The 23486-nt window shown below is 54.9% G+C and carries 18 protein-coding genes; 8 read left to right on the top strand and 10 right to left on the bottom strand.

All coding sequences use genetic code 11. From position 1 onward, the window contains the following. Positions 1-3: 3 nt before the first annotated feature. The 5 genes from N5098_RS03320 to N5098_RS03300 form a co-directional block, all read right to left on the bottom strand. Positions 4-963, bottom strand: a complete 960-nt coding sequence (locus N5098_RS03320; protein WP_267636275.1) for an AAA family ATPase — start codon at positions 961-963, stop codon at positions 4-6. Positions 964-1030: 67 nt separating this feature from the next. Further along, on the bottom strand, positions 1031-1777 hold the full coding sequence (locus tag N5098_RS03315) for a DUF5781 family protein (protein WP_267636274.1): 747 nt from the start codon (positions 1775-1777) through the stop codon (positions 1031-1033). A gap of 43 nt (positions 1778-1820) precedes the next feature. Then, positions 1821-2114 carry a DUF8036 family membrane protein gene (locus tag N5098_RS03310; RefSeq protein WP_267636273.1) on the bottom strand — a complete coding sequence of 98 codons (294 nt, stop codon included), beginning with the start codon at positions 2112-2114 and terminating at the stop codon, positions 1821-1823. 8 nt (positions 2115-2122) lie between these two features. Further along, positions 2123-2398, bottom strand: coding sequence for an ArsR/SmtB family transcription factor (locus tag N5098_RS03305; protein ID WP_267636272.1), 276 nt, complete (start codon positions 2396-2398; stop codon positions 2123-2125). A gap of 157 nt (positions 2399-2555) precedes the next feature. Further along, on the bottom strand, positions 2556-3599 hold the full coding sequence (locus N5098_RS03300) for a hypothetical protein (protein ID WP_267636271.1): 1044 nt from the start codon (positions 3597-3599) through the stop codon (positions 2556-2558). Between the two features lie 384 nt (positions 3600-3983). On the opposite strand from N5098_RS03300, the gene N5098_RS03295 reads away from it, so the two are divergent. After that, positions 3984-6173: an elongation factor EF-2 gene (locus N5098_RS03295; RefSeq protein ID WP_267636270.1), complete on the top strand. Its 2190-nt coding sequence runs from the start codon at positions 3984-3986 to the stop codon at positions 6171-6173. A 168-nt stretch (positions 6174-6341) separates the two neighbouring features. Then, positions 6342-7037 (top strand): TFIIB-type zinc ribbon-containing protein, encoded by a 696-nt coding sequence (locus tag N5098_RS03290; protein WP_267636269.1) that lies wholly within the window; start codon positions 6342-6344, stop codon positions 7035-7037. Positions 7038-7154: 117 nt separating this feature from the next. Here N5098_RS03290 and N5098_RS03285 read toward each other — a convergent pair whose 3' ends face one another. Next, on the bottom strand, positions 7155-8048 hold the full coding sequence (locus N5098_RS03285; protein ID WP_267636268.1) for a bifunctional methylenetetrahydrofolate dehydrogenase/methenyltetrahydrofolate cyclohydrolase: 894 nt from the start codon (positions 8046-8048) through the stop codon (positions 7155-7157). Positions 8049-8199: 151 nt separating this feature from the next. Here N5098_RS03285 and N5098_RS03280 point away from each other — a divergent pair, with 151 nt between their 5' ends. After that, positions 8200-11613, top strand: a complete 3414-nt coding sequence (locus N5098_RS03280) for a GAF domain-containing protein (protein WP_267636267.1) — start codon at positions 8200-8202, stop codon at positions 11611-11613. A gap of 259 nt (positions 11614-11872) precedes the next feature. Here the strand turns inward: N5098_RS03280 and glyA are convergent, their stop codons facing one another. Then, entirely contained in the window at positions 11873-13120 is a 1248-nt protein-coding gene (gene glyA / locus N5098_RS03275) for a serine hydroxymethyltransferase (protein ID WP_267636266.1), read from the bottom strand. A gap of 56 nt (positions 13121-13176) precedes the next feature. Then, positions 13177-15228 (bottom strand): GAF domain-containing sensor histidine kinase, encoded by a 2052-nt coding sequence (locus N5098_RS03270; protein ID WP_267636265.1) that lies wholly within the window; start codon positions 15226-15228, stop codon positions 13177-13179. 665 nt (positions 15229-15893) lie between these two features. Here N5098_RS03270 and N5098_RS03265 point away from each other — a divergent pair. Continuing rightward, positions 15894-16601, top strand: a complete 708-nt coding sequence (locus N5098_RS03265) for an SDR family oxidoreductase (protein WP_267636264.1) — start codon at positions 15894-15896, stop codon at positions 16599-16601. A 74-nt stretch (positions 16602-16675) separates the two neighbouring features. After that, complete coding sequence (locus tag N5098_RS03260; RefSeq protein WP_267636521.1) at positions 16676-17623, top strand: DMT family transporter; 948 nt, start codon at positions 16676-16678, stop codon at positions 17621-17623. Positions 17624-17652: 29 nt separating this feature from the next. On the opposite strand, the gene N5098_RS03255 is transcribed toward N5098_RS03260, so the two are convergent. Together N5098_RS03255 and N5098_RS03250 are read right to left on the bottom strand one after the other, a co-directional pair. Continuing rightward, positions 17653-18882 carry a coiled-coil domain-containing protein gene (locus tag N5098_RS03255; RefSeq protein WP_267636263.1) on the bottom strand — a complete coding sequence of 410 codons (1230 nt, stop codon included), beginning with the start codon at positions 18880-18882 and terminating at the stop codon, positions 17653-17655. A 108-nt stretch (positions 18883-18990) separates the two neighbouring features. Continuing rightward, complete coding sequence (locus N5098_RS03250; protein WP_267636262.1) at positions 18991-19830, bottom strand: MBL fold metallo-hydrolase; 840 nt, start codon at positions 19828-19830, stop codon at positions 18991-18993. A 170-nt stretch (positions 19831-20000) separates the two neighbouring features. Between N5098_RS03250 and nadA the strand changes: the two genes are divergently transcribed. From nadA to nadC, 3 genes are read left to right on the top strand one after another with little or no spacing between them, the layout of a single operon-like run. After that, positions 20001-21119 carry a quinolinate synthase NadA gene (gene nadA / locus N5098_RS03245; RefSeq protein ID WP_267636520.1) on the top strand — a complete coding sequence of 373 codons (1119 nt, stop codon included), beginning with the start codon at positions 20001-20003 and terminating at the stop codon, positions 21117-21119. Between the two features lies 1 nt (position 21120). Further along, the gene (locus N5098_RS03240; protein WP_267636261.1) at positions 21121-22674 is read left to right on the top strand and encodes an L-aspartate oxidase; all 1554 of its coding nucleotides are present in this window, start codon (positions 21121-21123) and stop codon (positions 22672-22674) included. 2 nt (positions 22675-22676) lie between these two features. Further along, the gene (gene nadC, locus N5098_RS03235) at positions 22677-23486 is read left to right on the top strand and encodes a carboxylating nicotinate-nucleotide diphosphorylase (RefSeq protein ID WP_267636260.1); all 810 of its coding nucleotides are present in this window, start codon (positions 22677-22679) and stop codon (positions 23484-23486) included.

Genomic DNA, 23486 nt, shown 5'->3' with positions numbered 1-23486 from the left:
GCGTCAGTTTTCGATTTTGACCGTCGGAACAGGAATCTGGTCCATCACATCACGGACGATAGATCGTCGTTCAACCCCTTCAATTGTGGCCTCAGGTTTGAGAACCAACCTGTGAGCAAGGACAGGTTCGACAACACGTTTGACGTCGTTGGGTCTGACGAAATCACGTCCATCGATGACGGCGTGGGCCCGTGCAGATTCGAACAACTTCTGTGTCCCGCGTGGAGAGACACCGACATCGACGTTCGGGTGGTTTCGTGTCGCCCGTCCAACTTTGGCGATATACTGGAGCACATCTTCGTCTGTATGAACCATCTCAGCGACCTGTCTTAGCTCACGGACCGACTCTTGGTCGAGCATCGAGCCGACTGACGGGGTCTGGACGTCACGGTTAGCACGTCGCCGTAGCAGTTCAAACTCGCCTTCTTCTTCGGGGTAGCCCAGCGACGACTTTATTTGGAAACGATCGACCTGTGCTTCGGGTAACTCGAATGTACCCTCCTGCTCGACGGGGTTTTGCGTTGCAATCACGAAAAACGGCTCCGGTAAGTCGTGTGTGTCACCGTCGACGGTAACCTGTCGTTCCTGCATCGCTTCAAGGAGGGCTGCCTGTGTCTTTGGCGGGGCACGATTAATCTCATCTGCGAGGACAACATTGGCGAAAATCGGGCCTTCAGAGAACTCAAATGACCGGTCACGCTCGTTAAAGACGTGTGTGCCGGTCACGTCAGCTGGCAGGAGGTCCGGGGTGAACTGGATGCGTGAAAAGTCAAGACCAAGCGCCGTGGCGAGTGCACTCGCCGTTAGCGTTTTCCCGGTCCCCGGAACATCTTCCAGCAGCACGTGGCCTCGTGAGAGGACACCGACCATGACTGTCTCCATAAACTCTCGGTTGCCGATAACCGCTTCGAGAATCTCGTCGATGACCTCTTCAGTCACCTCGCTTGCTTCAGTCACATCCATATCTTTGGTGAGTTGTCCCTCCCTCTTACAACTACCTCTTTGCTGTCTGCGGGTGAGCCATTTCCGGTCAGTCAGCCGCCTGCTCGCCGCCTGCGTAGGCACGTGTGATACCAACCAGTCGCTTCCGGTACTCACTCTCATCGGGGTCAGTAGCAAGCGATTTGAACAGCGTTCGGAACCGTTCGAACTCGATAGTCGGTGCGTCAGCTGCTGCGGCGTGTGCGAGGTCATACAGTTGGTGGTCGGGGTCGGCGAGATTATGACGCTCAACTAGCCCAAGAGCGAACGCGGCGTTGACAGCGGTAATTTCTGCGTCAGACCCGGCAGCGAGCCGTTCCCACCCCTGTGGCCCCGAGTCACGGTCAGCCAGAGAGCTGGCGAGACTCGCTTCCAGAAAGCCAACCAGTTTGTCTGCTGGTGCGACCTCCATCCAAAGGTCGTCCGCGTAGATGTCTTTCATATGGTTTGCAATCTGATAACAGTGGGTGAGCTTTCGCTGTTCGACTTGCTGGCCGGCGAGACCGAGATAAATTGCTTCTTCGGTTGATTGTGTATGCGATGGGTGCCCACGTTCGTAGTGGTGCATGTGTGCGAACTCGTGTAACGCAAGTTCTCGTGCGATAGCAGAGGTGGCAGCCTGGCGAGAAATAGTCAGCCGATGGCCGTCCTCCGTATGTCCAACACGAGTACGTTCGTCTGAATCGTCAACGACCGTAACCGTCACAGGTCGGTCGAGACGACACTGCGTTTCGAGCAGTGAGCCGGCAGCGAGAAACGGTTCAGCAGGGCCTGCCCCTTCTATTTTGACATCCATACACACACTGACAAGGGATGAGTGCGTATTATATTTGTGCCAGTTATTTTAGCGACACATACGTCAGAAAAGAGATTGCGAGCAGTTCCAGTACACGCATGCCAAGCGCCACCTGCCCGGCAAGAGGGTCCGTAGAGTAAAGCATCTTCATGCTGCTGAGGAAAAACAGGAGACCCACCACATTCTCGACGAGGAGGACCACACTGAATCCAAGCAGTCCAAGCACCATCGTCGAGCCGAACTTGCGATAGTTCGTGAGCCAGACAGAGACGAGGACCCCAAGCAAGAGGCTGTTGACCACGGTAAGCGCGATTCCTAGTATTGTTGGGACACCCATCGCCATAGTTAGCTCACCTTTTCAGAGATTGTTTCGAAGGTATCGCTGTGTTGTTCGAACTGGTCAGTCAAAAAGTACAGCTTCCCGTAATCGTGGTCGCTTGGCTCGACGACGTTGTGTTCTTCTAGCATGTCCAGGTGGTGGTCTATCGTATTGTAGTTGAGGTCTAATTCATCGGCAAGTTCGTTCGCGTTCCGGGGTTGATCTGCCAGCTCTTTGACGATGCGCACTCTGTTTGCACCGCCGCGGCTCCCAGCAAAGAGATACCACAGAGCCTTCTCCATTGACTTAGCTTGTTGAGACGGTGTTGTCAAAGACATTTCGACATCTGTATTGGAGCTATCTGTCTCACCAACAAGCTCGTCGACGTGCGCTGTATGGTTCATCGGGTGTTACCTAGAGTGTCGGCCCGGTTTTCGGAGTTATACCGGGAAAGCCGCGTCAGTTCGTCGAGACGATGGGACAGTTGACAGTCGCTGCACCCATCGCAAGGACGTTCGAGTCAGTAGCTGAGTCAAGGTCCGAAACAGCTTCGAAATCAGCGTTGTCGTATGGATTAACCATCCACAGCGACGAGTACCCATCATCGCCAGGCAACGTTGCGACGACGTTGTGTGTCTGATTACTACCCTCCTCGGTCATGAAGCCGGAAGCCGGGCCGCCGCCCTCCTGTCCAGGATTCGTGTTGAAGCTGACATAAATCGGCGAAAGTGGCATGCTCCCATCGTCAGTTGCCATGAAAGAGTCCTCTTCAAAGAGGAAATAGGAGACGACCTCGCCGTCATACCACCCGTCGACAACCGGTGCCTCGTCGTGGTCGTCGCCAAAGTGTTTCGACGCTGTCGAGCCTTCTGGGACGACCGGGCAGTTCTTTATCATACCAGTCGGTTCCACATCGTACCCCGCCTCGGTAATCCCGTCCACGCTGGTGAGGACGTTTGCCTCGTAGTCATCGGGCACGGTCACTTTATTCACATGCCAGAAGTCATTATATCCCTCATCGCCCGGGATAACGTCGATGATGTTGAGTTGGCCCTCAACTGGGTCGCCGTTCTCGTGGAACAGCGCGTATATTGGGGCTGGTGTGGTGGATTTTACGTCAAAATTATAGTACTCCACCATCCCTCCCTCTGGACCGAGGCCTTGTGTGATAAACGGCGCCTGGTCGAAGTTGACTGGCTCATCTGGACCGGGCAAGTCGTTTTCCTCTGTCCGAACCATTAGCATGCCGGCTTCCTCGCTAAAGCGGTCGACAGTGGCCCGTGGTGCCTCTGTGGGGTCGGTGGGGTTGGGACTATCGGTCATCATCCCAGCAGATTCATCTTCACCGTCCATTCCGTCACTCCCTGTATTCATATCGTCGCCGGAATCATCCATCGAGTCGCCATCGTCGTCACCACCGCCGAGACAGCCTGCAAGTGCAACTGCCGCCGAGCCACTAGCTACCTGTATAAACCTGCGTCGTGTCGTATCGTTGTTTGACATTCCAACTGAACGGTCTCCCTCGTGTATAAAGTGGTTTTTTCAACATTCAAACAAATTCTCCGGAAAATCCGGCGTGAAACTATTGAAATTTCGTTCCAATTTGGCCCCCAGAGATGGGCCAGAAATTAAGTACCAACCGTCTCCCAAGAAAACTCAACCGTCGCGCGCGGCACTGTTGTACAGTATGAAAATACGGACTGACCGCGATTACATTTATTACAGAAACAACCACTGGCATGGTCAAACAGAGGAGAACAAGAGTCCCGCTCACGGTGAGTCGGTAGCTAACCGTATACCATGTAGCGATATAACATAGATACTGATACAGTTCGTCGGAGAGAAACACTACCCTTTTGACCCTGCTACCGGTAGTCGACAACAATAATGGGCCGACGAAAGAAGATCGTCCAGGAATGTGAGACGCTTATGGATAAACCGGAGAACATCCGGAACATTGCAATTGCGGCACACGTCGACCACGGGAAGACGACGCTGACGGACAACCTGCTTGCAGGGGCAGGGATGATTTCCGACGCCACCGCTGGCGAACAACTCGCCATGGACACCGAAGAAGACGAGCAGGAACGTGGAATCACCATCGACGCGGCAAACGTGTCGATGACCCACGAGTACGAGGAGACAAATCACCTCATCAACCTCATCGACACACCCGGCCACGTCGACTTCGGGGGCGACGTGACGCGTGCAATGCGCGCAGTCGACGGTGCGCTGGTCGTTGTCGACGCAGTTGAGGGCGCAATGCCACAGACAGAGACAGTGTTGCGACAGGCACTGCGTGAGGGGGTCAAGCCGACACTCTTTATCAACAAGGTCGACCGCCTGATTTCGGAACTGCAGGAGGGACCACAAGAGATGCAAGAACGGATGACCGACGTTATCCGCGAAGTTAACGACCTCATCCGTGGTATGACCGAGGAAATGGACGATATCCAGGATGACTGGACGGTTTCCGTCGAAAAAGGAACTGTCGGGTTCGGGTCCGCACTGTACAAATGGGGTGTTTCGATGCCCTCGATGCAGCGTACCGGAATGGACTTCGGTGAGATTATCGACCTCGAACGTGCCGATAAGCGCCAAAAACTCGCCGAGAAAACGCCGCTGGCCGATGTCGTCCTCGACATGGTCTGTGAGCACTTCCCCAACCCAATCGACGCCCAGCCCCGTCGTATTCCGCGTATCTGGCGTGGTGATGACGATCTGGACGTCTCCGAGCACATGCAACTGGTCAACGAGGATGGTGAAGTCGTCCTGATGGTCACCGATATCGGTATCGACCCCCACGCTGGCGAGATCGCCGCGGGTCGTGTTTTCTCCGGAACAATCGAGAAAGGACAGGAGCTGTACGTCTCTGGGACCGCAGGCAAGAACCGCGTCCAGAGCGTCGGTATCTACATGGGTGGCGAACGCGAGGAAGTCGACCACGTCCCCGCCGGAAACATTGCTGCCGTCACCGGCCTCAACGATGCAATCGCCGGCTCGACGGTATCCAGCACCGAGATGACGCCGTTCGAATCTATCGAGCACATTTCGGAGCCGGTCATCACCAAGTCCGTCGAGGCCAAGAACATGGACGACCTGCCCAAGCTAATCGAGACACTCCAGCAGGTCGCAAAAGAAGACCCAACTATCGACATCGAGATTAACGAGGACACCGGTGAGCACCTTATCTCTGGACAGGGAGAGCTCCACCTTGAAGTGGTCACACAGCGTATCGAGCGCAACCAAGGCATTCCGGTCACAACCGGTGAGCCAATTGTTGTCTTCCGAGAACAGCCCCAGGAAGCAAGTCGGGAAGTCGAGGGAATCTCGCCAAATCGTCACAACCGCTTCTATATGACGATTAAGCCCCTCGATCAGGGAATTATCGATACGCTCAAGCAGGGCAAAGCGTCGATGGACATGCCGGAACTCGAACGGCGTGAAGCGCTTCAAGATGCAGGCCTTGACAAGGATACCTCCCAGAATGTCGAGCACATCCACGGTGCAAACATCATCGTCGACGACACGAAAGGTATCCAGCACCTCAACGAGACGATGGAACTTGTCATCGAGGGGTACGAAGAGGCCCTCAACGACGGACCCCTCGCCGCAGAGCCTGTCGAGGGCGCACTGATTACGCTGCACGACGCGCGCCTCCACGAAGACGCTATCCACCGTGGTCCTGCACAGGTTATTCCCGCAGTCCGTGAGTCGCTGCACAACGCGCTTATCGATGCGGAAGTCAAACTCCTCGAACCAATTCAGGAAGTCCGTATCGACGTTCCCAACGAGCACATGGGTGCCGCTTCGGGCGAAATCCAGGGTCGACGTGGACGTGTTGATGACATGTACCAGGAAGGCGATCTAATGGTTGTCGAGGGTGTCGCACCCGTCGAAGAGATGATTGGCTTCTCCTCAGACATCCGCTCTGCGACTGAAGGTCGTGCCTCTTGGAACACTGAGAATGCCGGCTTCCAGGTCATGGCCGACAACCTCCAGCCCGACCAGATTGAAGAGATTCGTGAGCGCAAGGGCATGAAGCTCGAACTGCCCGAAGCTATCAACTACTTCTAACTCAGATTTCGTTTTCTGGGTTCCTCACTCAGTTTGTTTCGGATGCCAGTAACCCAGAGTGACCTGAGATATCGCTCTATTTTCGTCACACATAGACAGGGTTTCGCTCAGTCACGTGGATGCCGGTCAGACGACTCGTATAAACGGCTGGATACGTAAACAGTCGGTATGGAAGTTCGCGGTGAGCGCGAGTGTCAGTCCTGTGGTTCGCAGTGGTCGTACTACGAGACAGACGAAATTACCTGTCCGAACTGTGGAAGCGTCCGAAGCGTGAGTCTCGACGAACCAACGACTCATACAGCACGCGATGTAACGCTTGACCTCACAGCCATCAGAAACGACATCAGTGCTGTTTCTGTCGAGACGTTAGCTGATGAGGCTTCTGAGACGGTACGGTCGTACCTCCGACAGGTTGGGTTCGTCAAGGCCGGAGAGCTACAACCACTCGAAGAGACAGTCGTTGCAGCAGCCGAGTTACGTCGAGTCGCTGTTACGCTTGGGCGCGTGATGCGCGTCGAGGACAACGAGGAGTTGTACTTCCTCGAACTACTCAAGCTAGCCGACCAAAATGAGCGGCCAAACCCAGAAGACGTTCCAGAAACGCTATACTCCGAACGAGGCCTCGGTGTAGCAGCAAGTATCGATATGTACACGACAGACATCGGGCGAGTCTACGAACAGCGAGACACTGACGTAGACCGCGTGCTGTCGTCGGTTCGCTCCCGCCGCAAGCGTATCGAGGCCCTTGATGGCGAAGTCGAACCCGAAGAAGCTGAGCAACTACTCAGAGCGGTTCGCGATGTGAGTGCGTACCTGCGAGAAAGCGATGAGACAGCACTCGCTCGGGCATTGGAGCGGTTCTAGCAAAACAGTACGACACGCTGATTGCAGTGTTTGTTGTGTTGGCCCTTACTGCTGTCGTTGCTGGATATGGAAAAAGAGAGCAAGAGACGGACTCCTAAAACTCGGAAAGCGACTTTTTCAGGGCAGTTCAACGTCGATGTCGGTTTGCAAGCTTGTCGCCTTGACCGTATTATAGAGTAGCATTGCGCGTGTCATCGGTCCGACACCGCCGGGCACTGGCGTAATCGCGCTGGCTTTTTCTTTTGCGCTCTCGAAGTCTACATCGCCGACTAGCTCGTATCCTTTCTCGTTGTCAGCGTCGACACGGTTGATTCCTACATCGATAACGACTGTTCCCTCAGTGAGCATCGAACCGTCGATGAGTTCGGGGACGCCAGCGGCACCGACCACGATATCAGCTTCGCGTGTCTTCGACGCGAGGTCATCAGTCCGGGAATGACAGACTGTCGTCGTCGCGTTGCCACCGGGTGCCTTCTGAATGAAGAGGTTCGCCATCGGCTTGCCAACAATGCGTGAGCGCCCGACGATGACAGCATCTTTGCCTTCGGTCTCCACGTCGGTTGCGGCAAGCAACTGTTGGATACCATGTGGTGTACAGGGTTTGTATCGGGGGTAGCCAGCAACGAGTCGTCCAACGTTTTCGGGATGGAACGCATCAACGTCTTTCAGTGGGTCGATTCGTTCGAGTACCTCCCGGTAATCGATGTGGTCCGGGACGGGTGACTGAACCAGAATTGCGTTGACATCGTCGTCGGCGTTGAGGTCGTCAATGGTCTCGAAGAGGTCAGACGCTGGCGCATCGAGGTCGATTTCCACGTCGCGAGTCTCGATGCCTATCTCCTCACAGTCGTTCTGTTTCATCGAGACGTAAGTTTCGCTGGCTGGATCGGGACTCATCAATACTGTCGCTAGTGTCGGGCGTTCATCGTCGCTTGCAAGGGACTCGACACAGGAAGTAAGCTCCTCTCTGATTCCCTCAGCTACTGCATTCCCATCGATTATCTCAGTCATATCTAGGCTCGCGTAGCGGTGACTATTCAACGTCCCGAATTGGTTCTCTCACCGTGGAACAGAGTAGCAGACTTATGTATGAGTAGCTACCAACTTGTTATAACACAAACACGCTCCAGAAACGGAGTGTCCAACATGAAACAGTTTGCCAATGCACGCGAGGACCGAACCACCCCAGCTACTGTTTGTCACTGCAGGCTCTGACGAACTGTCGAGTCTCTCTGACAAGCACGTCAACACGACGCTACCCGTCTCGCATGCAGCGTGGCCCAGTAACGGACTGCCGGTCAACGATGAACTCCCAGATTGTATCTTGGTCTCTGAGAGTCTCAGTACCCAAGAAGTGAGCGAGCTTGCGAGCGCAGTGCAGGACATTTCGAGACAGGTGCCTGTCGTTGCATTCGTCGGTGAGGGACGTGACAACATCGACGAACTGTTCGATGCGGGAGTTACCGATGTTATTCGGTCCAACGTCGCCAACACGCCACAAACACTCTTGGACCGGCGAATTGATGCCGCGCTTTCGATTGCCGGAGAGGAAGACACAGCCTCGACAGCGGACAAAGAGTCACCACAACTCAGTCGTGCGGTTACCGAAAGTATCGACGAAGTGGTCTGGGTCAATGATATCGGCGAGAGTGGGCTACAGTATATCAATAGTACGTACGAGGATGTGTGGGGGCGATCACCGGAACCCCTCTACGAGGATCGGAGCGCAATTTTGGAGACAGTTCACCCGGAAGATCGCGAGCGTGTCAGTCGAGCGATGGAGCAACAACGCAAGACACCCGAAGAGTTCGACCTAACCTTTCGAATCGTACGACCCGACGGGGAACAACGCTGGGTTCACAGCCGTGCAATCGGCATTCGTGAGGACAACGAGCTAGTCCGTATCGTTGGTATTGCCTCCGATATCACCGAGCGGAAGACAAAAAAACAGGAGCTTGCCGCCGAGCGAGATGTCAGCGAGCGTATCCTCGAAGCCAGTCCAGTTGGTGTCTTAGTTTTGGATACGGATGGGACGGTTACCAAGGCAAATCAAAAAGCAGAGAGTATACTCGGGACGTCACACAGAGAGCTTGAGGAAGTCCTCTCGCATCTTGACGAGGTGGGAGTCCGTGATAGAGACGGACAAAGGCTATCAGAACAAGAGTTTCCGTTCCGTCGAATCGTGGCCACTGGGGAGCCGATTCGGAACGAACAGTATATACTGGAGCCCCCAGGTACAAGCGAGGAAACCGTCATCACAGTCTATGGAGTCCCCCTGTTCGACGGTGAGTGTCTTGAGGCCGTAGTCATCACCGTTGATGACGTGACCGAACGGGTGGCTCGCGAAAGGCGACTCCAAGAACAGCGAGACGAACTCGCAGAGCTTGACCAGATAAATAGCCTTATTCGCGATGTGCATGAGGCACTGTTAGATACACATGACCGCGACGAGATGCTGGAAGCAACCTGTGAAAAGCTGACAGCAACCGGTACGTATCAACATGCTGTTGCCCTGAGAACGGGTCGGACCGGCCAATTTGGCGCAGTCGCTTGGACAAAGGGGGCAAAACACCTTGTGGCTCCACTTACCACCGAGTCGAAGGCACAAGGGGAACGGATGCAAGTGAGAAAGGCACTCGACACAAATCGCACACAGGTATTTCATCACCAGGAAAATATCAACTGGTTTCCGGTCCTCAACGAAGCAGGAATCAATTCGTATGGGATTATTCCGGTTGTCTACGAAGGAGCTGAGTACGGCGTCATCGCCGTATTTTCGTCCGGGAGCGGGCAGTTTGGCTCGCATATTCGGACTGTACTCGACGAACTCGGGAAGACTGTTGGCCATGCTATTGCCGGTATCGAAAGTCGAGAGCGCGAGGAGACATTAACAGCGCTCTACCGGGCAACAGAGCAGTTCCTCACAGCAGAGTCTCCCGAGGAAGCGAGTGAGTTGGCTGTCGAGACAGCGATGGAGGTGCTTGATTTCCCGGGAATCGGCGTGTTCCTGTTCGACGAGGAGACAAATCTGCTGTCTCCAGTCGCTGGAACCGAAGAGTTCTTGTCTTTCCTCGATGAGTCGACGGTGTTTGGCCCCGCGAAGCGAGATTCGGTTACCTGGCATACATACGTTACAGGAGAGTCTCAGTGTTATGCGGATATCCAGACGATGGACCGATTTACGAACTCGGAGACGTCAGCGCGTGCATCGCTGCTTCTCCCGCTTGGAGAACACGGCGTTTTCGTTGCCGCCTCGACAGAGGCTGGCGTTTTCACCGAACAAAGGCGTCAGCTGGTCGGATTACTTGCTGCAACAACCGAGGCGGCACTGGACCGTGTTGCCGGGCAAGCAGATATCCGGGAGCGTGACCAAGCATTGGAGTCTCGAACCGAGCAACTTGACCGAACTGAAAGCCTCCTCTCGGTCAGTCAAGACATCACGACTCTGGTACGGGACGCCCAGACAAGGGCAGAGCTTGAACAACGGCTCTGTGAGCGACTCACTGAGCACGACTATTTCTCGTTGGCCTGGATTGGAAAGACTCAGAAACAAGAAAACGAACTGGTGCCTCGCGTGTGGGCAGGGAGCGAAGAGGGGTATCTCGACGCGGTATCGTTACAGTTGAGTAGTGACGAGCCAGCAGTCCGGGCAATAAGAACGGGGGAGACAACGACTGTGTCGAACGTGACAAGCCACATTCGGGAGCAACGGTGGCCGCGCAAGGCTGTTGATAGAGGACACCACTCAGTGCTTGCTGTGCCGCTGGTCAACGGTCAAATAGTCTATGGCGTAGTCGCGCTCTACTCGTCACAACCAGGCTTGTTCAGTGAGGTTGATAAAGCGGTCGCTGAAGATTTCGGGGCAACACTTGCATATGGGATCAACAGTATCGAAACCAGACGTGGCCTCCTCTCGGAGCAAGCAACGGAACTCGAAGTTCGTATCGGTCAGACCGAGACGTTTTTCAACGAGGTCGCTGCTCTCGTTGGAGAGCCGGTGAGCTATCGGGAGCTGACACCCGTTGATGCCCAGAACAGACAACTTATATTCTCATTTTCGGACCCACCCGTCGAGGAGATACTTGCACTCGGTGACCAGTTCGTCTCGGTGACTGCGGTGAGCCATACACAGCGAGGAGAGACAGACATCTTCAGGGCGACGGTTTCAGGTGAGCCGGTCGGAGCTGAACTCCTCGACTGTGGCGGTGTTCCACAAGCAGTCACCGCAACAGCGAGAGAGACTCAGGCGACAGTCAGACTCCCGACTGAGCTACGTGTGCGGACGTTCCTCGACAGAGTGAGAGATCGATATCCCGACGCCGAACTGCATTCAAGACGTGACACGGGTGCGATGAGTGACTCAGGAAACGAGGTTCGCCGTGCACTCGACGAGGAGTTAACCGACAGACAGCGTGAAGTGTTGTTGAAAGCGTATGAAACCGGCTTCTTCCAGTCGCCTCGTGAAACGACTGGCGAAGAACTGGCCGGGTTGCTGGACCTCTCGCAGCCGACAGTTGCTCATCACCTTCGAGAAGCACAGTATCGCCTCTTAACTGCGCTGTTTGAGACACAATGACGCTCCGTCTAGATAGTTAGCCCCCTTTGGTGCTGACACTGTTGTATATTAGTAATCATGTCTATATATCGTCTTCCCATATGACATGATACGGCAGTGCCAATTTGAGACAGCGTATCTGCCGTATTACTATGTTGTGCTGTCAGAGGCACTCCGGGACTACCCCCAACTACCGGGCTGGGTAGCGCCACTTCCCCCAATTCGTGTGTTATTGTATCAGGCCACTGTCTAGTTTCCGGACTGGAAAATTTGGACAGCGCTACTCGTACAGAGTGAACTCGTTTGTGAGTTCATCCACGCGGTCGCTTACATCGCTCTTTACATCCTCATCAGCAAGGTTGTTGACGATACGTGTGATGAGGTCCGCCACTTCTCGGATCGCTTCTTCCTCAAAGCCACGCGTGGTAAGTGCGGGAGTCCCGATACGAATGCCGGACGGATTAAATGCCGACCGCGTTTCACCGGGGACAGTGTTCGCATTGAGCACGATTCCGACATCTTCGAGTGCTTCCTCGGCCTCCTTGCCAGTTGTCTCGGGGTGAGACTCACGGAGGTCGACAAGTACGAGGTGATTGTCGGTCCCGCCGGAAACCAGCGAGAAGCCGTGTTCTTGCAACTGTTCACCAAGCGCCGAAGCGTTGTCGACGACCTGCTTGGTGTACTCCTCGAATTCGGGTTCCAAAGCCTCGCCAAAGCCAACTGCTTTGCCTGCAATGTTGTGCATCAGCGGGCCACCCTGTGAGCCGGGGAACACTGCGGAATCAATGTCATCGGCGTACTCCTCATCGCACATAATGATACCGCCACGACCGGCACGGATTGTCTTGTGTGTGCTACCGGTGACAAAGTCGGCGATTCCGACTGGCGAAGAATGAACGCCAGTCCCAACAAGCCCTGTGATGTGAGCGATGTCGGCAAGGTGGTAGGCATCGACGGCCTCGGCAACCTCCTGAATACGCTCCCATTCGACATCCCGTGGATATGCCGAATACCCCGAAACGATGATATCTGGCTCGAACTCATGAGCCGTCTCTTCGAGACCATCGTAATCAATATAGCCAGTATCCTCGTCGACGTAGTACTGTTCGACATCGTACGTCTGGCCCGTAAAGTTCGCCGGATGGCCATGAGAGAGGTGACCGCCGTGGTTTAACTCCAGTGAGAGGATTTTGTCACCGGGTTCGAGCATCGCCAGGTAAACACCCATATTAGCCTGTGTTCCCGCGTGGGGCTGCACGTTGACGTGATCGGCACCCCATAGCTTTTTCGCCCGCTCGATGGCAAGATTCTCTATCTCATCGGCGTGCTCGCAACCGCCGTAGTACCGCTCGCCAGCGTACCCTTCGGCATACTTGTTCGTCAGTTCCGAACTCTGGGCTTCGAGAACCGCCTCACTGACGTGGTTTTCGCTTGCAATCATCGCCAGTGTGTCGTTCTGTCTGTCCCGCTCGGCTGCGAGCGCGTCAGCGACGGCCGGATCCGCCGCTCGCACCGTCTCGTAGCTCATGTATTTACCTCGGGTAGACAGGGCTATGAATCTACCTGTCTCGTCTTATCTCGCCGCTACAGACGGTCCGGAATCGCCACACCAGTTATTTCAAAGCGCGCACCGCCTGCAGAGCCTTCACCGACCCGGATATCCCAACCGTGGCTGTCGACAACCTCAGCGACGATAGCGAGGCCAAGACCGGTACCCTGTCTTGATTGGGAATAGCCACGGTCAAAGACCTTCTCTCTGTTTTCGTCGTCGATTCCTGGGCCGTCATCCTCGACGTAAAATCCCCGCGAATCCGAAAGTACGCCAGTCTCGATTGTGACTGTCTCCGTTTCACCGCTTGTAGTACCATCTTCAGGAGCGGTAGAGCCATGTTCGACGGCGTTACGGAACAAATTCTCGAAGAGGTGGCACAGCTGATTTTCGTTTGCTTTGATGATTCGGTCGCCAGTAACTGTAAGCGACGCTTGCTCGGATGGAACAAGCTCCCAGCACTGGTAAATGGCGTCGCTTAAGGCGACTGGGTCGTGTTCCTCAGCAGCGTTTCCTTGTCGTGCAAGTGTCAGGACGTTCTCGATAATTGAATCCATCCGCTCGATGGAGTCGAGAACGGTCTCCAGTTCGTCTGTGTTTCCGGTGCGCATCGCTTGCTGTGTGCGAAGAGAGGCAACGTTCAACGGGTTCCGAAGGTCATGAGAAACAATGCTCGCGAACTCATCAAGACGCGAGATCTGTGCCTCAAACTCTTTTGCACGCCGCTTAAGTTCTGTTTCCCGCTCGATGCGGTCGATAGCAGCGACAGCATATTCAGTGAGCAGTTCTATAACTCGACAGTCAACTTCATCGAAGGCGGCTTCCTCCGTGGAGACAACTTGGAAGACACCCCAGTCAGCAAGCGGGAGACTGATCGCCGATGCGTAGTTCGAGTTCGCCGGTTCGAACCCGGCATCCTGTAACGAGTCGACAACGAACGGTTCCTCTTCGCGGTATGTCAGGCATCCAAGATTTCCTGAGCTGTTGATGGCGATTCGTTCGTAGTAGTCTTTGTCCGACATATTCGACCCGACAGTCTGTGGGACAAGAAAATCACCAACGACCTCGTCGATAACACAGAAGTTGAACTCTAGAATATCTTCGACAGCTTCGATGGTCATGTCGTAAACTTCAGCTCTGGTCGTCGCGGTCTTCATTTCGGTCGCCACACTATGTAGTGCTTCGATTTGCGTTCGTTGTCGCTGTTTGACTTCGTTACTCGTCCTGAGCGCGTCTTTCCGTTGGATCTGTTCGATTTTTGTCGCCAGTGGCGCAATTAACGTCTCTGCGAGTTGTTTCTCGTGTTCGTCGAATGCGTTTTCGGTTTTTGATAGGGCTTGGAAGATACCCCAATCACCGACTGGCACGGTTACTGTCGAGCAGATGAATGGATGTGTCGGGGCTGCGATATCAGAGTTGTCGATGTTCCCCACAAGGCATGACTCACCACTCTGGTAGACAGCACCAGCAACGCCCTGTGTTGTTGAGAGTAGTATATCATCGACCGTTACCGGAGAGCCTTCCGTAACCTCTCGGATTTTGAAGACACCGTCTGTCGCCTCCGCCAGAAGACACCAATCAAATCCGAGTGTTTCGACGGCCGCTTCGGTTGTGATCTCCAGACCCGTGGCAACTGAATCGGACGCATAGAGCCTGTTTGTTACCTCATGTAGCTGTTCGAGAGCTTTGAGAAACTGGTCAGTATCGTCTGTCGGTTCGCGGGTGATCTCAGGCGGTTGGCAGCCGACCGCCACACCGTCACACTCAATCACTTCAAACGCTGGGTCTTGTCCTTTCCATCGTTCGAACTGAACTGTGACAGAGTCACGCTTTGGGGCTGATTTGGTGTCGAATATCGCTTCTAATTTATCAAAGTCTTTGTCTGAGATAAACTGTGTTACGTTACATTGCTCGAGTGATGGAGGGTCAGTAGCGTTGTTCGCGTCAGGGAAGTGTTCTAACAGTGTCTCACTAACATACTCAAATTCACCCGAGTCATTGAGAACGAATACCGGCATCTCCAACTGTTCGACAAGTGTATCACACCACTCAATCTGCTTGTTGAAGATCATGTTCACACTGGTCACTAAGCTGTTTCTCACACACTCATCACAAATGTTTATAATTTGTGTTTTTTAACAGTATCAAATTCAGATATTCGATATGTGAGTGAAAAGCACGAAACATGCAGACAGCAGCATGGTACATGCAACAGTACAAACAAGAGGTAACTGTAATATACACTTTGTTGAAACTATCTACAAATTAGATAGCAATCTAAAACAAGGAGTGTCGACGTTCTCTTCTGTTTTGCGGGCAACATCTGCCCAACTGTTTGGCAGGTCTATATCAAATAGTTACATACCATCGAGTGTCGCATCTGGCCTGTTTCTCACAGGGCCGTCATGAAAGACAGCGTAGGCTTGGCCAGGGTAGCACACGAGCGAAGAACCACCCTCAGAGATGAGTACGGACACAATCAGCCTGTTCAGCGGGTGTCGTACCGGGGACCTCATCGCCCTTTTCGATGATGCAGGTAACTGTTATGTTACCAGTGGAATTCAATTGCCTGTGCTGTCTTATGAGTATCATTTTCAGTCGCAACTGCCACGTGAATATCTTCTTGCAGGCCACTGTTCTCGTGTTCGATACAATCAATTCACTCGGCCAGCCGATAATGGTCACGGCAATGTCGGACGTTGTGTATACACTGAAACCGAAATTTATCCGTATTCGGGCCATTGTATAAGTCATGTCAGCAACGTTTGACTTTCCTGACAGTGTCGTGCTTGTAACTGGCATCGGCGGCGCGCTCGGTAGTGCCGTCGCGGAAGGGTTTCTCGACGCAGGCGCGGTCGTCTGTGGAGCCGACCTTGTCACACCAGACGACGAGGATTTCCTGCTCGACTCACCCGAGAGAGTTGATTTCTATCACGGTGATTTCACTGACGAAAGTGTCGTCGAAGAAACCGTCGAAGGTATCGTCGCCAGCCACGGCCAGCTAGATTTCCTCGCCAACATCGCAGGAACGTGGCGCGGTGGCGACTCAATCGATGAGACAGCGGGTTCAACGTTCGACTTTCTGTTCGACGTAAACCTGAAGACTATGTTCCTCGCCTCAAAGCACGCGATTCCACACATCAACGAGCAGTCCGGCGCTATCGTCAGCGTCTCGGCAGAGTCATCGCTCGAAGGTGGCGAGGGCGATGGTATCTATCGCGCAACAAAAGCTGGCGTCCGACTGCTTACCGAGACGATTGCAGCCGAAAACGATGAACTCCGAGCGAATGCAGTAATGCCAAGTGTCATCGACACGCCGATGAACCGTGAGATGATGCCGGATGCAGACCACTCTGAGTGGGTTGACCCCACTGACATCGCCGACACCTTCCTTGCGCTTTGTAGCGATGCTACAAGTGTCACAAGTGGCGCAGCAGTTCCGGTGTACGGTGACGCCTGACGGTTGTTCACAGCGGCTACGCTTCCGAAAACAGTATCCAACCTCGGCCCGGATCTATTGCCGTGTCAGCCGCTCTGGGCTTAAAGCTTGAGCAACGCCGTCCGCTCATCGGTCTCGGCGTCGCCATTGTCGGTATTAGCACAGGGGCACTTTTAGTTCGCTTTAGCAATGCGCCCTCCACCGTGGCTGCGTTTTATCGAGTCTTGTTCACGACGCTCCCGCTGTTGCCAGTCGCTCTCTGGCGATATCGCGGTGAGTTTCGGGCGATAGAAAAGAACGATCTCGCTTTCGCGGCGCTCTCGGGGATAGCGCTAGCGCTCCATTTTGCCTCGTGGTTCGAAAGTCTGGAGTGGACGAGCGTCGCAGCCAGCGTCACGCTCGTCCAGTCTCAGCCGCTTTTTGTTGCTGTCGGAGCGTGGCTGTTGCTTGCCGAGCATATCACCCGCCGGATGATACTTGGTATTCTGGTTGCCGTCGTCGGAGTAATTGTAATGTCGCTTGGGGACCTACTTGGCGGCGTACTCGTTGGAGCAAACCCTCTTCTGGGCAACGGGCTTGCGCTCTTTGGTGCAGTGATGGCTGCCGGGTATGTCCTCGCTGGCAGGTCACTCCGCCAGCGTGTCTCGCTAATCCCCTACGTTGTCGTGGTCTATAGCGTCTGTACCGTCTGTCTGTTCGTTATCGCGCTCCTGCGAGGGAGTTCGCTGACAGGGTACCCTCCCAGAGAGTGGCTTATCTTCCTCGGACTCGCCACAGGACCCGGCCTGCTCGGGCACACCGTCATCAACTGGGCGCTCAAACACCTCGAATCAACCCTTGTCTCCGTGTCAATGCTTGGCGAGCCGGTTGGAGCGACGGTGCTTGCATTCGTGTTGCTCGCCGAGATACCGACACGGTATACTCTCCTCGGCGGGAGTATTATCCTCGCCGGTATCGTCGTCACAACTGTCGAACGGGAACGCCGACAAAACAACGGACACACAGAGACGAGGGCCAGTAATGCGGACAACCCCGAAAAGTAGTATGGCTACTGCCCTCGGACAGATGGAGGTTAGCCGCCAAATGTCTGCTTGATCTGCTCTTGCCAAGACTGGAGGTTGCTTATTTCTTCTTCGATGTCTTCGACTCGTTCTGCCACGTCTTCGTCAGAGACTGTCTCTTGTAGCTCTTCAATTTCCGATTCGACGGCCCCAAGCGTCTCTTCGAACTCTGAGAGATTATCGTCAATGGTCTGAACTTGGTCAGTAACGTTATCAACTTCGCCCGACAGAGAGTCCATTTCATTGGAGACCGTTTCGATATCGTCGTCCAGAGACTGAATATCCCCTTGGAATTCTTCGACTGTCTCTGTCACAGTCTCTAACTGTTTGCTGTTGGTTTCGAGGCTAGATTCGACTGTCGAAAGCTCTGAATCGAACGTCTCTACCTTTGACTCAAGGTCGTTCAGGATTTCTTGACCAGTTCCGTTCTCGTCGAGGAACTCTTCGAGGGCACTTGTGTACGCCCGCAAATCAGCGACATCGTCCTGTACCTGGTCGACCTTGGCTGCGGTGGCTCCGTTGTCGTCACCAGCCATTTTGAACGCTTTGCGGAGCAGTTTCACGTCTTCAGCCGAGACTTCCTGCTCTCGGATTTCGGCTGCCATCTGTTCGACGACAGTTGCTCCCCCGCTTGTGACCTCAGATGAGTCGTCATCCGAATCGGTGGTCTCCTCCTCTGTAGCTTCTGTCTGTTCGGCTTCTGACTCACCCGGATCGTTCAGGTCGAGTTTCGCGATATCCTCACTTTCACTGTCATCGCCTTCTTCAGGTTCCTCGAGTCCGGGAATTTCGCCATCTCCGGAGATAGCCTCCTTGACCACGTCGTCATCGCTCTCAGGAATGACATCTCCGACAGGGTCCTCGTCATCGGGGAGTGGCGGCTCAACTTCCTCGATGGTTGGTTCAGTCAGGAACTGCTCGACATCATCACTGCCAGTTGCACGAATTCCGTAGACTGTCGTGTACGACTTTTCTGCCCCAATTTCCCGCTCGAAAGCAATTTCGGTGTCGTTTTCGATGACCCAGTGTTCGCTCCCATACTCTGGATGAAAGCCAAGGTCCTCTACCTCGATATTATCTGGGACGGTATCGGAGAGAATAACAGTTACCTCCTCATCACGGTGGGACGTGAACTCGAAGGCAATCGCCGGAACAGGAAACTCTTCTTCCTCGAACCGTTTGACGACTTCCACCCCGTCCGAGGCGACTGTGAGCTCCTGATATGTCTGTGAATCGCTCATATATAATAGGTCGGGATGGCAACGATATTAAACCTGTTTACTAGAGAATAGCCAGCAAATAGCTGACACGACGGTAATAACGGTCGCCGTGTTGCGTGCATCGCAGAGCTAGCGGGGTAGATTGACCGTATCTCCGATTTCAATTATGTCGAGCTGACGCGGATACTCAAACCGGCACGCGTGCTTGACAACGGCTGATGGGTCAGCGGTCAGCCCTTTCCACATATCCCAATGAGTAGGAATGAGTCGATTGAGTTGTAATTCGTTCGCCGCCTCAATGAGCATGTTCTCGTCGTTGTACCACTTCGTCCGCTTTGGCTCACGAGTTTCCTTATCAGGAATCATTCCCGCAGAGCCAAACGCGAGGACACCCAGATCGACATCGTAGGTGTCACCAATAGTCTCAAACTTCCCGGGGCGGGCATCACCACCGTGAACAAATGTCTCAGTCTCGTGTTCGATGACGTACGCGACTGGCTGGTCGGCGTCAGGATCGTTGGCTGCATGGACGTGAACAGTCAGGTCCCCGATCTCTAGTGTGTCGCCGGTCCCAACGCTGGTCAGTTGGTCCGACGTGACTGCCCACTCGTCGGTCCATGCCTGCTTATCTGTGACGCCGAGGCTCGCCTCAGGTGCGTAGAACTGCGCACCAGTTTCGGCGAGTATTGGTGCCTGACTTGGGCCGTGGACGTGGTCGCTGTGCTCGTGTGTGGCAAGTACCGCATCAGCAGTCGCTACGTCATATGGGTCAAACGGTACCGGTATCATCCGTACTGTCCGGGGCGGGTCACCCGTTCCAAGATACGGGTCGATAAACAGCGTTGTTCCGCCCGAGCTTTTGAGTACGAACCCGTTACACCCCAGATACCAGAGGCGGATGCCATCGGGGTCGGCATCCTCAACTGCCCGAGGTATCCAATCTCCCCAGTCGCTATGTATGTCGTTCACACCGTACTCTGCCGCCGAGAGGTGAGTAAGCGTTTCGGAAAGCTACCGACAAGGCACACCCTCGGCATAGAAACAGTTTGAGTTACCAGTCTACCGTATTGAATACAAAATCTTTTCAAAAGGAGAGACCATAGACTCTAATTACTACTGGGTGAGCATCTGTGCCAGAAATGGAAACTGCCGCGTTCGAGACGGATCTGAGTCTGTTCAAGTACGACAACCTAGAGCAACTCCCGCCAGCGTATCGGGAACTCGAAGAGAATCAACGCCGCCAACGCATCAAGGCGGCATTGGACGAACTAGGTGAGGAGGTGGTCATCCTTGGCCACAACTATCAGCGCCGAGAAATCGTCGAACACGCTGATTTTATCGGCGACTCCTACCAGTTGAGCCAAGCCGCCGCCGACGCCGATGCCGACTACGTCATATTTGGCGGGGTCACGTTCATGGCCGAGTCCGCCGACATCATCACGGACGACGACCAGACAGTCATCCTTCCGAGCATGGAGGCGTCATGTCCGATGGCGGGAATGGCCGAAGCACTGCAGGTTGATACAGCGTGGGCCGAGCTCACATCAAAGACTGACGAGAATATCATCCCAATCACCTACATGAACTCCTATGCCGACCTGAAGGCGTTCTGTGCCGAGCAGGGTGGGCTGGTCTGTACCTCCTCGAACGCACATCGCGCGTTCGAATACGCATTCGAGCGTGGTGACAAGGTTCTATTCCTCCCTGACAAGCATCTCGGGGAGAACACCGCACACCGCCTCGGGATGGAAGATGAGACCGCAGAGTGGGATCCATGGGACCCAGAGAGTGATGCGGCCGAAGCTGTCGAAAACGACATCATCCTCTGGGAAGGATACTGCCAAGTCCACGAGCGATTCCGCGTGAGCCACATTGAGGATATCCGGGAGGAACATCCAGACGCAAACGTCGTCGTCCACCCTGAGTGTCGACGCGAAGTCGTCGAAGCCGCCGACGTAGTTGGGAGCACCTCGACAATCTGTGAAACTGTCGAGAACGCCGACCCCGACGAGACGTGGGCCATCGGGACGGAAATTCACCTGACGAACCACCTTTCGCGGTGGCATCCCGAAGTGAACGTCCTGCCGCTGTGTGGCGACGCTTGTATGGACTGCAACGCGATGCGCCAGATTGACCCTAACTACATGACATGGGTGCTCGAAGAACTCGTCGAGGGCCGCGAGCGTAACGTCATTGAGGTCGCACCCGAGGAGAAAGAACTAGCACAAGTAGCACTCGACCGGATGCTGGAGATCTAGCATGGACAAACACGAGAACCCAACCGACCAGAACAGTATTCGCGAACGAGAGACTGAAATACTCGTGCTGGGTTCCGGCATTGCCGGCCTTGCTGCCGCATTCGCTGCCGACCGGGCAGGGGCAGACGTAACGCTCGCAACGAAAGCACAGCGCCCCGAAGAAGCCTCAACCTGGTGGGCACAGGGTGGCATCGCCGTTGCCCGGGATAACCCCGACCAGTTCAAACAAGATATTGTCGAAGCATCGAGTGCAACAGCGGACGAGGACGCTGTCGATGTCCTCGTCGAAAACGCGACGGAGGCCGTCCGAGACGTTCTGGTCGAGACAATCGGTATCGAGTTCGACACCGACGGCGAAGCGTTCGATTACACTCAAGAAGCGGCACACGAGGAGCCGCGTATCCTGCATATTAACGCAGAAACTGGTAAGCACATTCACGTCCCCTTCTTAAATTACGTTGCCGAGGAGACGGGTGTCGAGATTCTAGAAGATACCGCCGCTCTCGAATTGCTCCGACACGAAGGACAAGTGTACGGGGCGACGCTCGAACGCGACGGTGACTGGGAACCGACCTTTGCTGGGTCGACAATTCTAGCAACAGGCGGAATCGGCGCGCTGTACCCAACTTCGACGAACCCCGACGGCGCAACAGGTGACGGGATTGCGATGGCTGCACTTGCCGGAGCGGATGTTTCGAACATGGAGTACGTTCAGTTTCATCCGACAGCCTGTACAACGGAAGATGGAACATTCCTCATCAGCGAGGCCGTTCGCGGAGAGGGAGGGCTCCTCCGGAACGGGAACGACAGGCGGTTCATGCCTGAATATCACGATGACGCCGAGCTTGCACCCCGTGATGTCGTCGCTCGCGCGGTCAAAGCCGAGCGCGAGAAAACTGGCGAGGTGTACCTCGACGTCTCACCGTTCGATTTCGTCGGCCACTTCCCGGAACTCGCCGTCAAATGCGAGGAACACGGTATCGAGTGGACATCGGGCATCCCCGTATCGCCGGCCCAGCACTTCCTTTGTGGCGGTATCGACGTCGACGACCGAGGACAGACGACTCTTACGGACCTCTATGCTGTGGGCGAATGTGCCTGTACGGGTGTCCACGGCGCAAACCGTCTTGCAAGCACTTCCCTGCTGGAGGGACTCGTCTGGGGCCTTCGTGCCGGCGAAGATGCGGTTGGGTCGAGTGTTGCTAGAATCGAGCCGCCGGAGTTACTTGAGCGAGACCCCGACCTCCCGTCGAACTTCGCGAGACAAAAGTTCAACCGGCTTCAACGAGTTATGGACGAGCAAGTTGGCATCGAGCGCTCGACAGGCGGCCTCAAACGCGCACAGGGAATCCTGCGACGACTCAAAGGAGAGGTTGATGCGTATGTTCGGACACGGACCTCGCGGTCACTGTATGAACTCCGCTCGGCCTCAGTCGTCTCGCTGCTGGTTTCGCGAGCGGCCGTGGAAAACGAGTCGTCCGTTGGCTGCCATTATCTTACCGACGAGAACGATAGCCAAGAGCAAGCACCTGTCGAGTCGACACCAGAATCCTAACGATGCCGGTAACACAGCGCCAGATTGAGGCGTGGCTACGGGAAGACCTCGGTCACCACGACGTAACAAACGAGGTCCCCGGCGAGACGACAGGCCGCCTTGTGACGAAGACAGACGGCATCGTCGCAGGACTCAACGCCACAACAGCGGTCTTTGAGTACCTCGGTGTCGACGTTGAGACAACAGTCTCGGACGGTGACCGCATCGAAGCCGGCGAGACAGTACTTCGCGTCGAGGGGAAAGCCAAGGACGTGCTCCGTGCTGAACGTGTCGCTGTGAACATCACAGGACACGCCTCGGGCATCGCAACGCAGACACATGAGGCGGTCAACGCCGCCCGTGAGGTCTCCGAAAGCGTCGAAATTGCTGGGACACGGAAGACGACTCCGGGACTGCGCGGTATCGAGAAACGTGCGGTCGTCGCCGGCGGCGGGGACAGTCACCGCCTGGACCTCTCGCATATGGTAATGGTCAAAGACAATCATGTCGAGGAGATGGGTCTCGAACACGCTGTCGAGCACTTCCGTGAGCGAGTCTCTTTTGCCACGAAAGTCGAGGTTGAAGTCGAACAGCCAGAAGACGGGCGGTTCGCGGCTGAAGCGGGCGCTGATATTGTTCTGTTCGATAACCTTTCGCCTGCCGAAGTCGAGCGCGGCGTCGAGTTGCTTCCCGAAGACACACTCGCGGAGGCCAGTGGCGGAATTACCATCGCGGACGTGCCCGACTACGCGGCAACTGGCGTGGATGTCATCTCGATGGGGTCGCTCACCCATTCTGCCCCGTCGCTTGATTTCTCGTTCCGGACAGGATAG

Source organism: Halovenus rubra (assembly GCF_026586665.1).
Lineage (GTDB): Archaea > Halobacteriota > Halobacteria > Halobacteriales > Haloarculaceae > Halovenus > Halovenus rubra.
This window is presented reverse-complemented; position numbering and strand designations above follow the sequence as displayed.

Bases quoted from the DNA above. Each gene is read 5' to 3' on its own strand.
- N5098_RS03320 (WP_267636275.1), bottom strand. From the start codon at position 963: ATGGATGTGACTGAAGCAAGCGAGGTGACTGAAGAGGTCATCGACGAG.
- N5098_RS03315 (WP_267636274.1), bottom strand. From the start codon at position 1,777: ATGGATGTCAAAATAGAAGGGGCAGGCCCTGCTGAACCGTTTCTCGCT.
- N5098_RS03310 (WP_267636273.1), bottom strand. From the start codon at position 2,114: ATGGGTGTCCCAACAATACTAGGAATCGCGCTTACCGTGGTCAACAGC.
- N5098_RS03305 (WP_267636272.1), bottom strand. From the start codon at position 2,398: ATGGAGAAGGCTCTGTGGTATCTCTTTGCTGGGAGCCGCGGCGGTGCA.
- N5098_RS03300 (WP_267636271.1), bottom strand. From the start codon at position 3,599: ATGTCAAACAACGATACGACACGACGCAGGTTTATACAGGTAGCTAGT.
- N5098_RS03295 (WP_267636270.1), top strand. From the start codon at position 3,984: ATGGGCCGACGAAAGAAGATCGTCCAGGAATGTGAGACGCTTATGGAT.
- N5098_RS03290 (WP_267636269.1), top strand. From the start codon at position 6,342: ATGGAAGTTCGCGGTGAGCGCGAGTGTCAGTCCTGTGGTTCGCAGTGG.
- N5098_RS03285 (WP_267636268.1), bottom strand. From the start codon at position 8,048: ATGACTGAGATAATCGATGGGAATGCAGTAGCTGAGGGAATCAGAGAG.
- N5098_RS03280 (WP_267636267.1), top strand. From the start codon at position 8,200: ATGCACGCGAGGACCGAACCACCCCAGCTACTGTTTGTCACTGCAGGC.
- glyA (WP_267636266.1), bottom strand. From the start codon at position 13,120: ATGAGCTACGAGACGGTGCGAGCGGCGGATCCGGCCGTCGCTGACGCG.
- N5098_RS03265 (WP_267636264.1), top strand. From the start codon at position 15,894: ATGTCAGCAACGTTTGACTTTCCTGACAGTGTCGTGCTTGTAACTGGC.
- N5098_RS03255 (WP_267636263.1), bottom strand. From the start codon at position 18,882: ATGAGCGATTCACAGACATATCAGGAGCTCACAGTCGCCTCGGACGGG.
- nadA (WP_267636520.1), top strand. From the start codon at position 20,001: ATGGAAACTGCCGCGTTCGAGACGGATCTGAGTCTGTTCAAGTACGAC.
- N5098_RS03240 (WP_267636261.1), top strand. From the start codon at position 21,121: ATGGACAAACACGAGAACCCAACCGACCAGAACAGTATTCGCGAACGA.
- nadC (WP_267636260.1), top strand. From the start codon at position 22,677: ATGCCGGTAACACAGCGCCAGATTGAGGCGTGGCTACGGGAAGACCTC.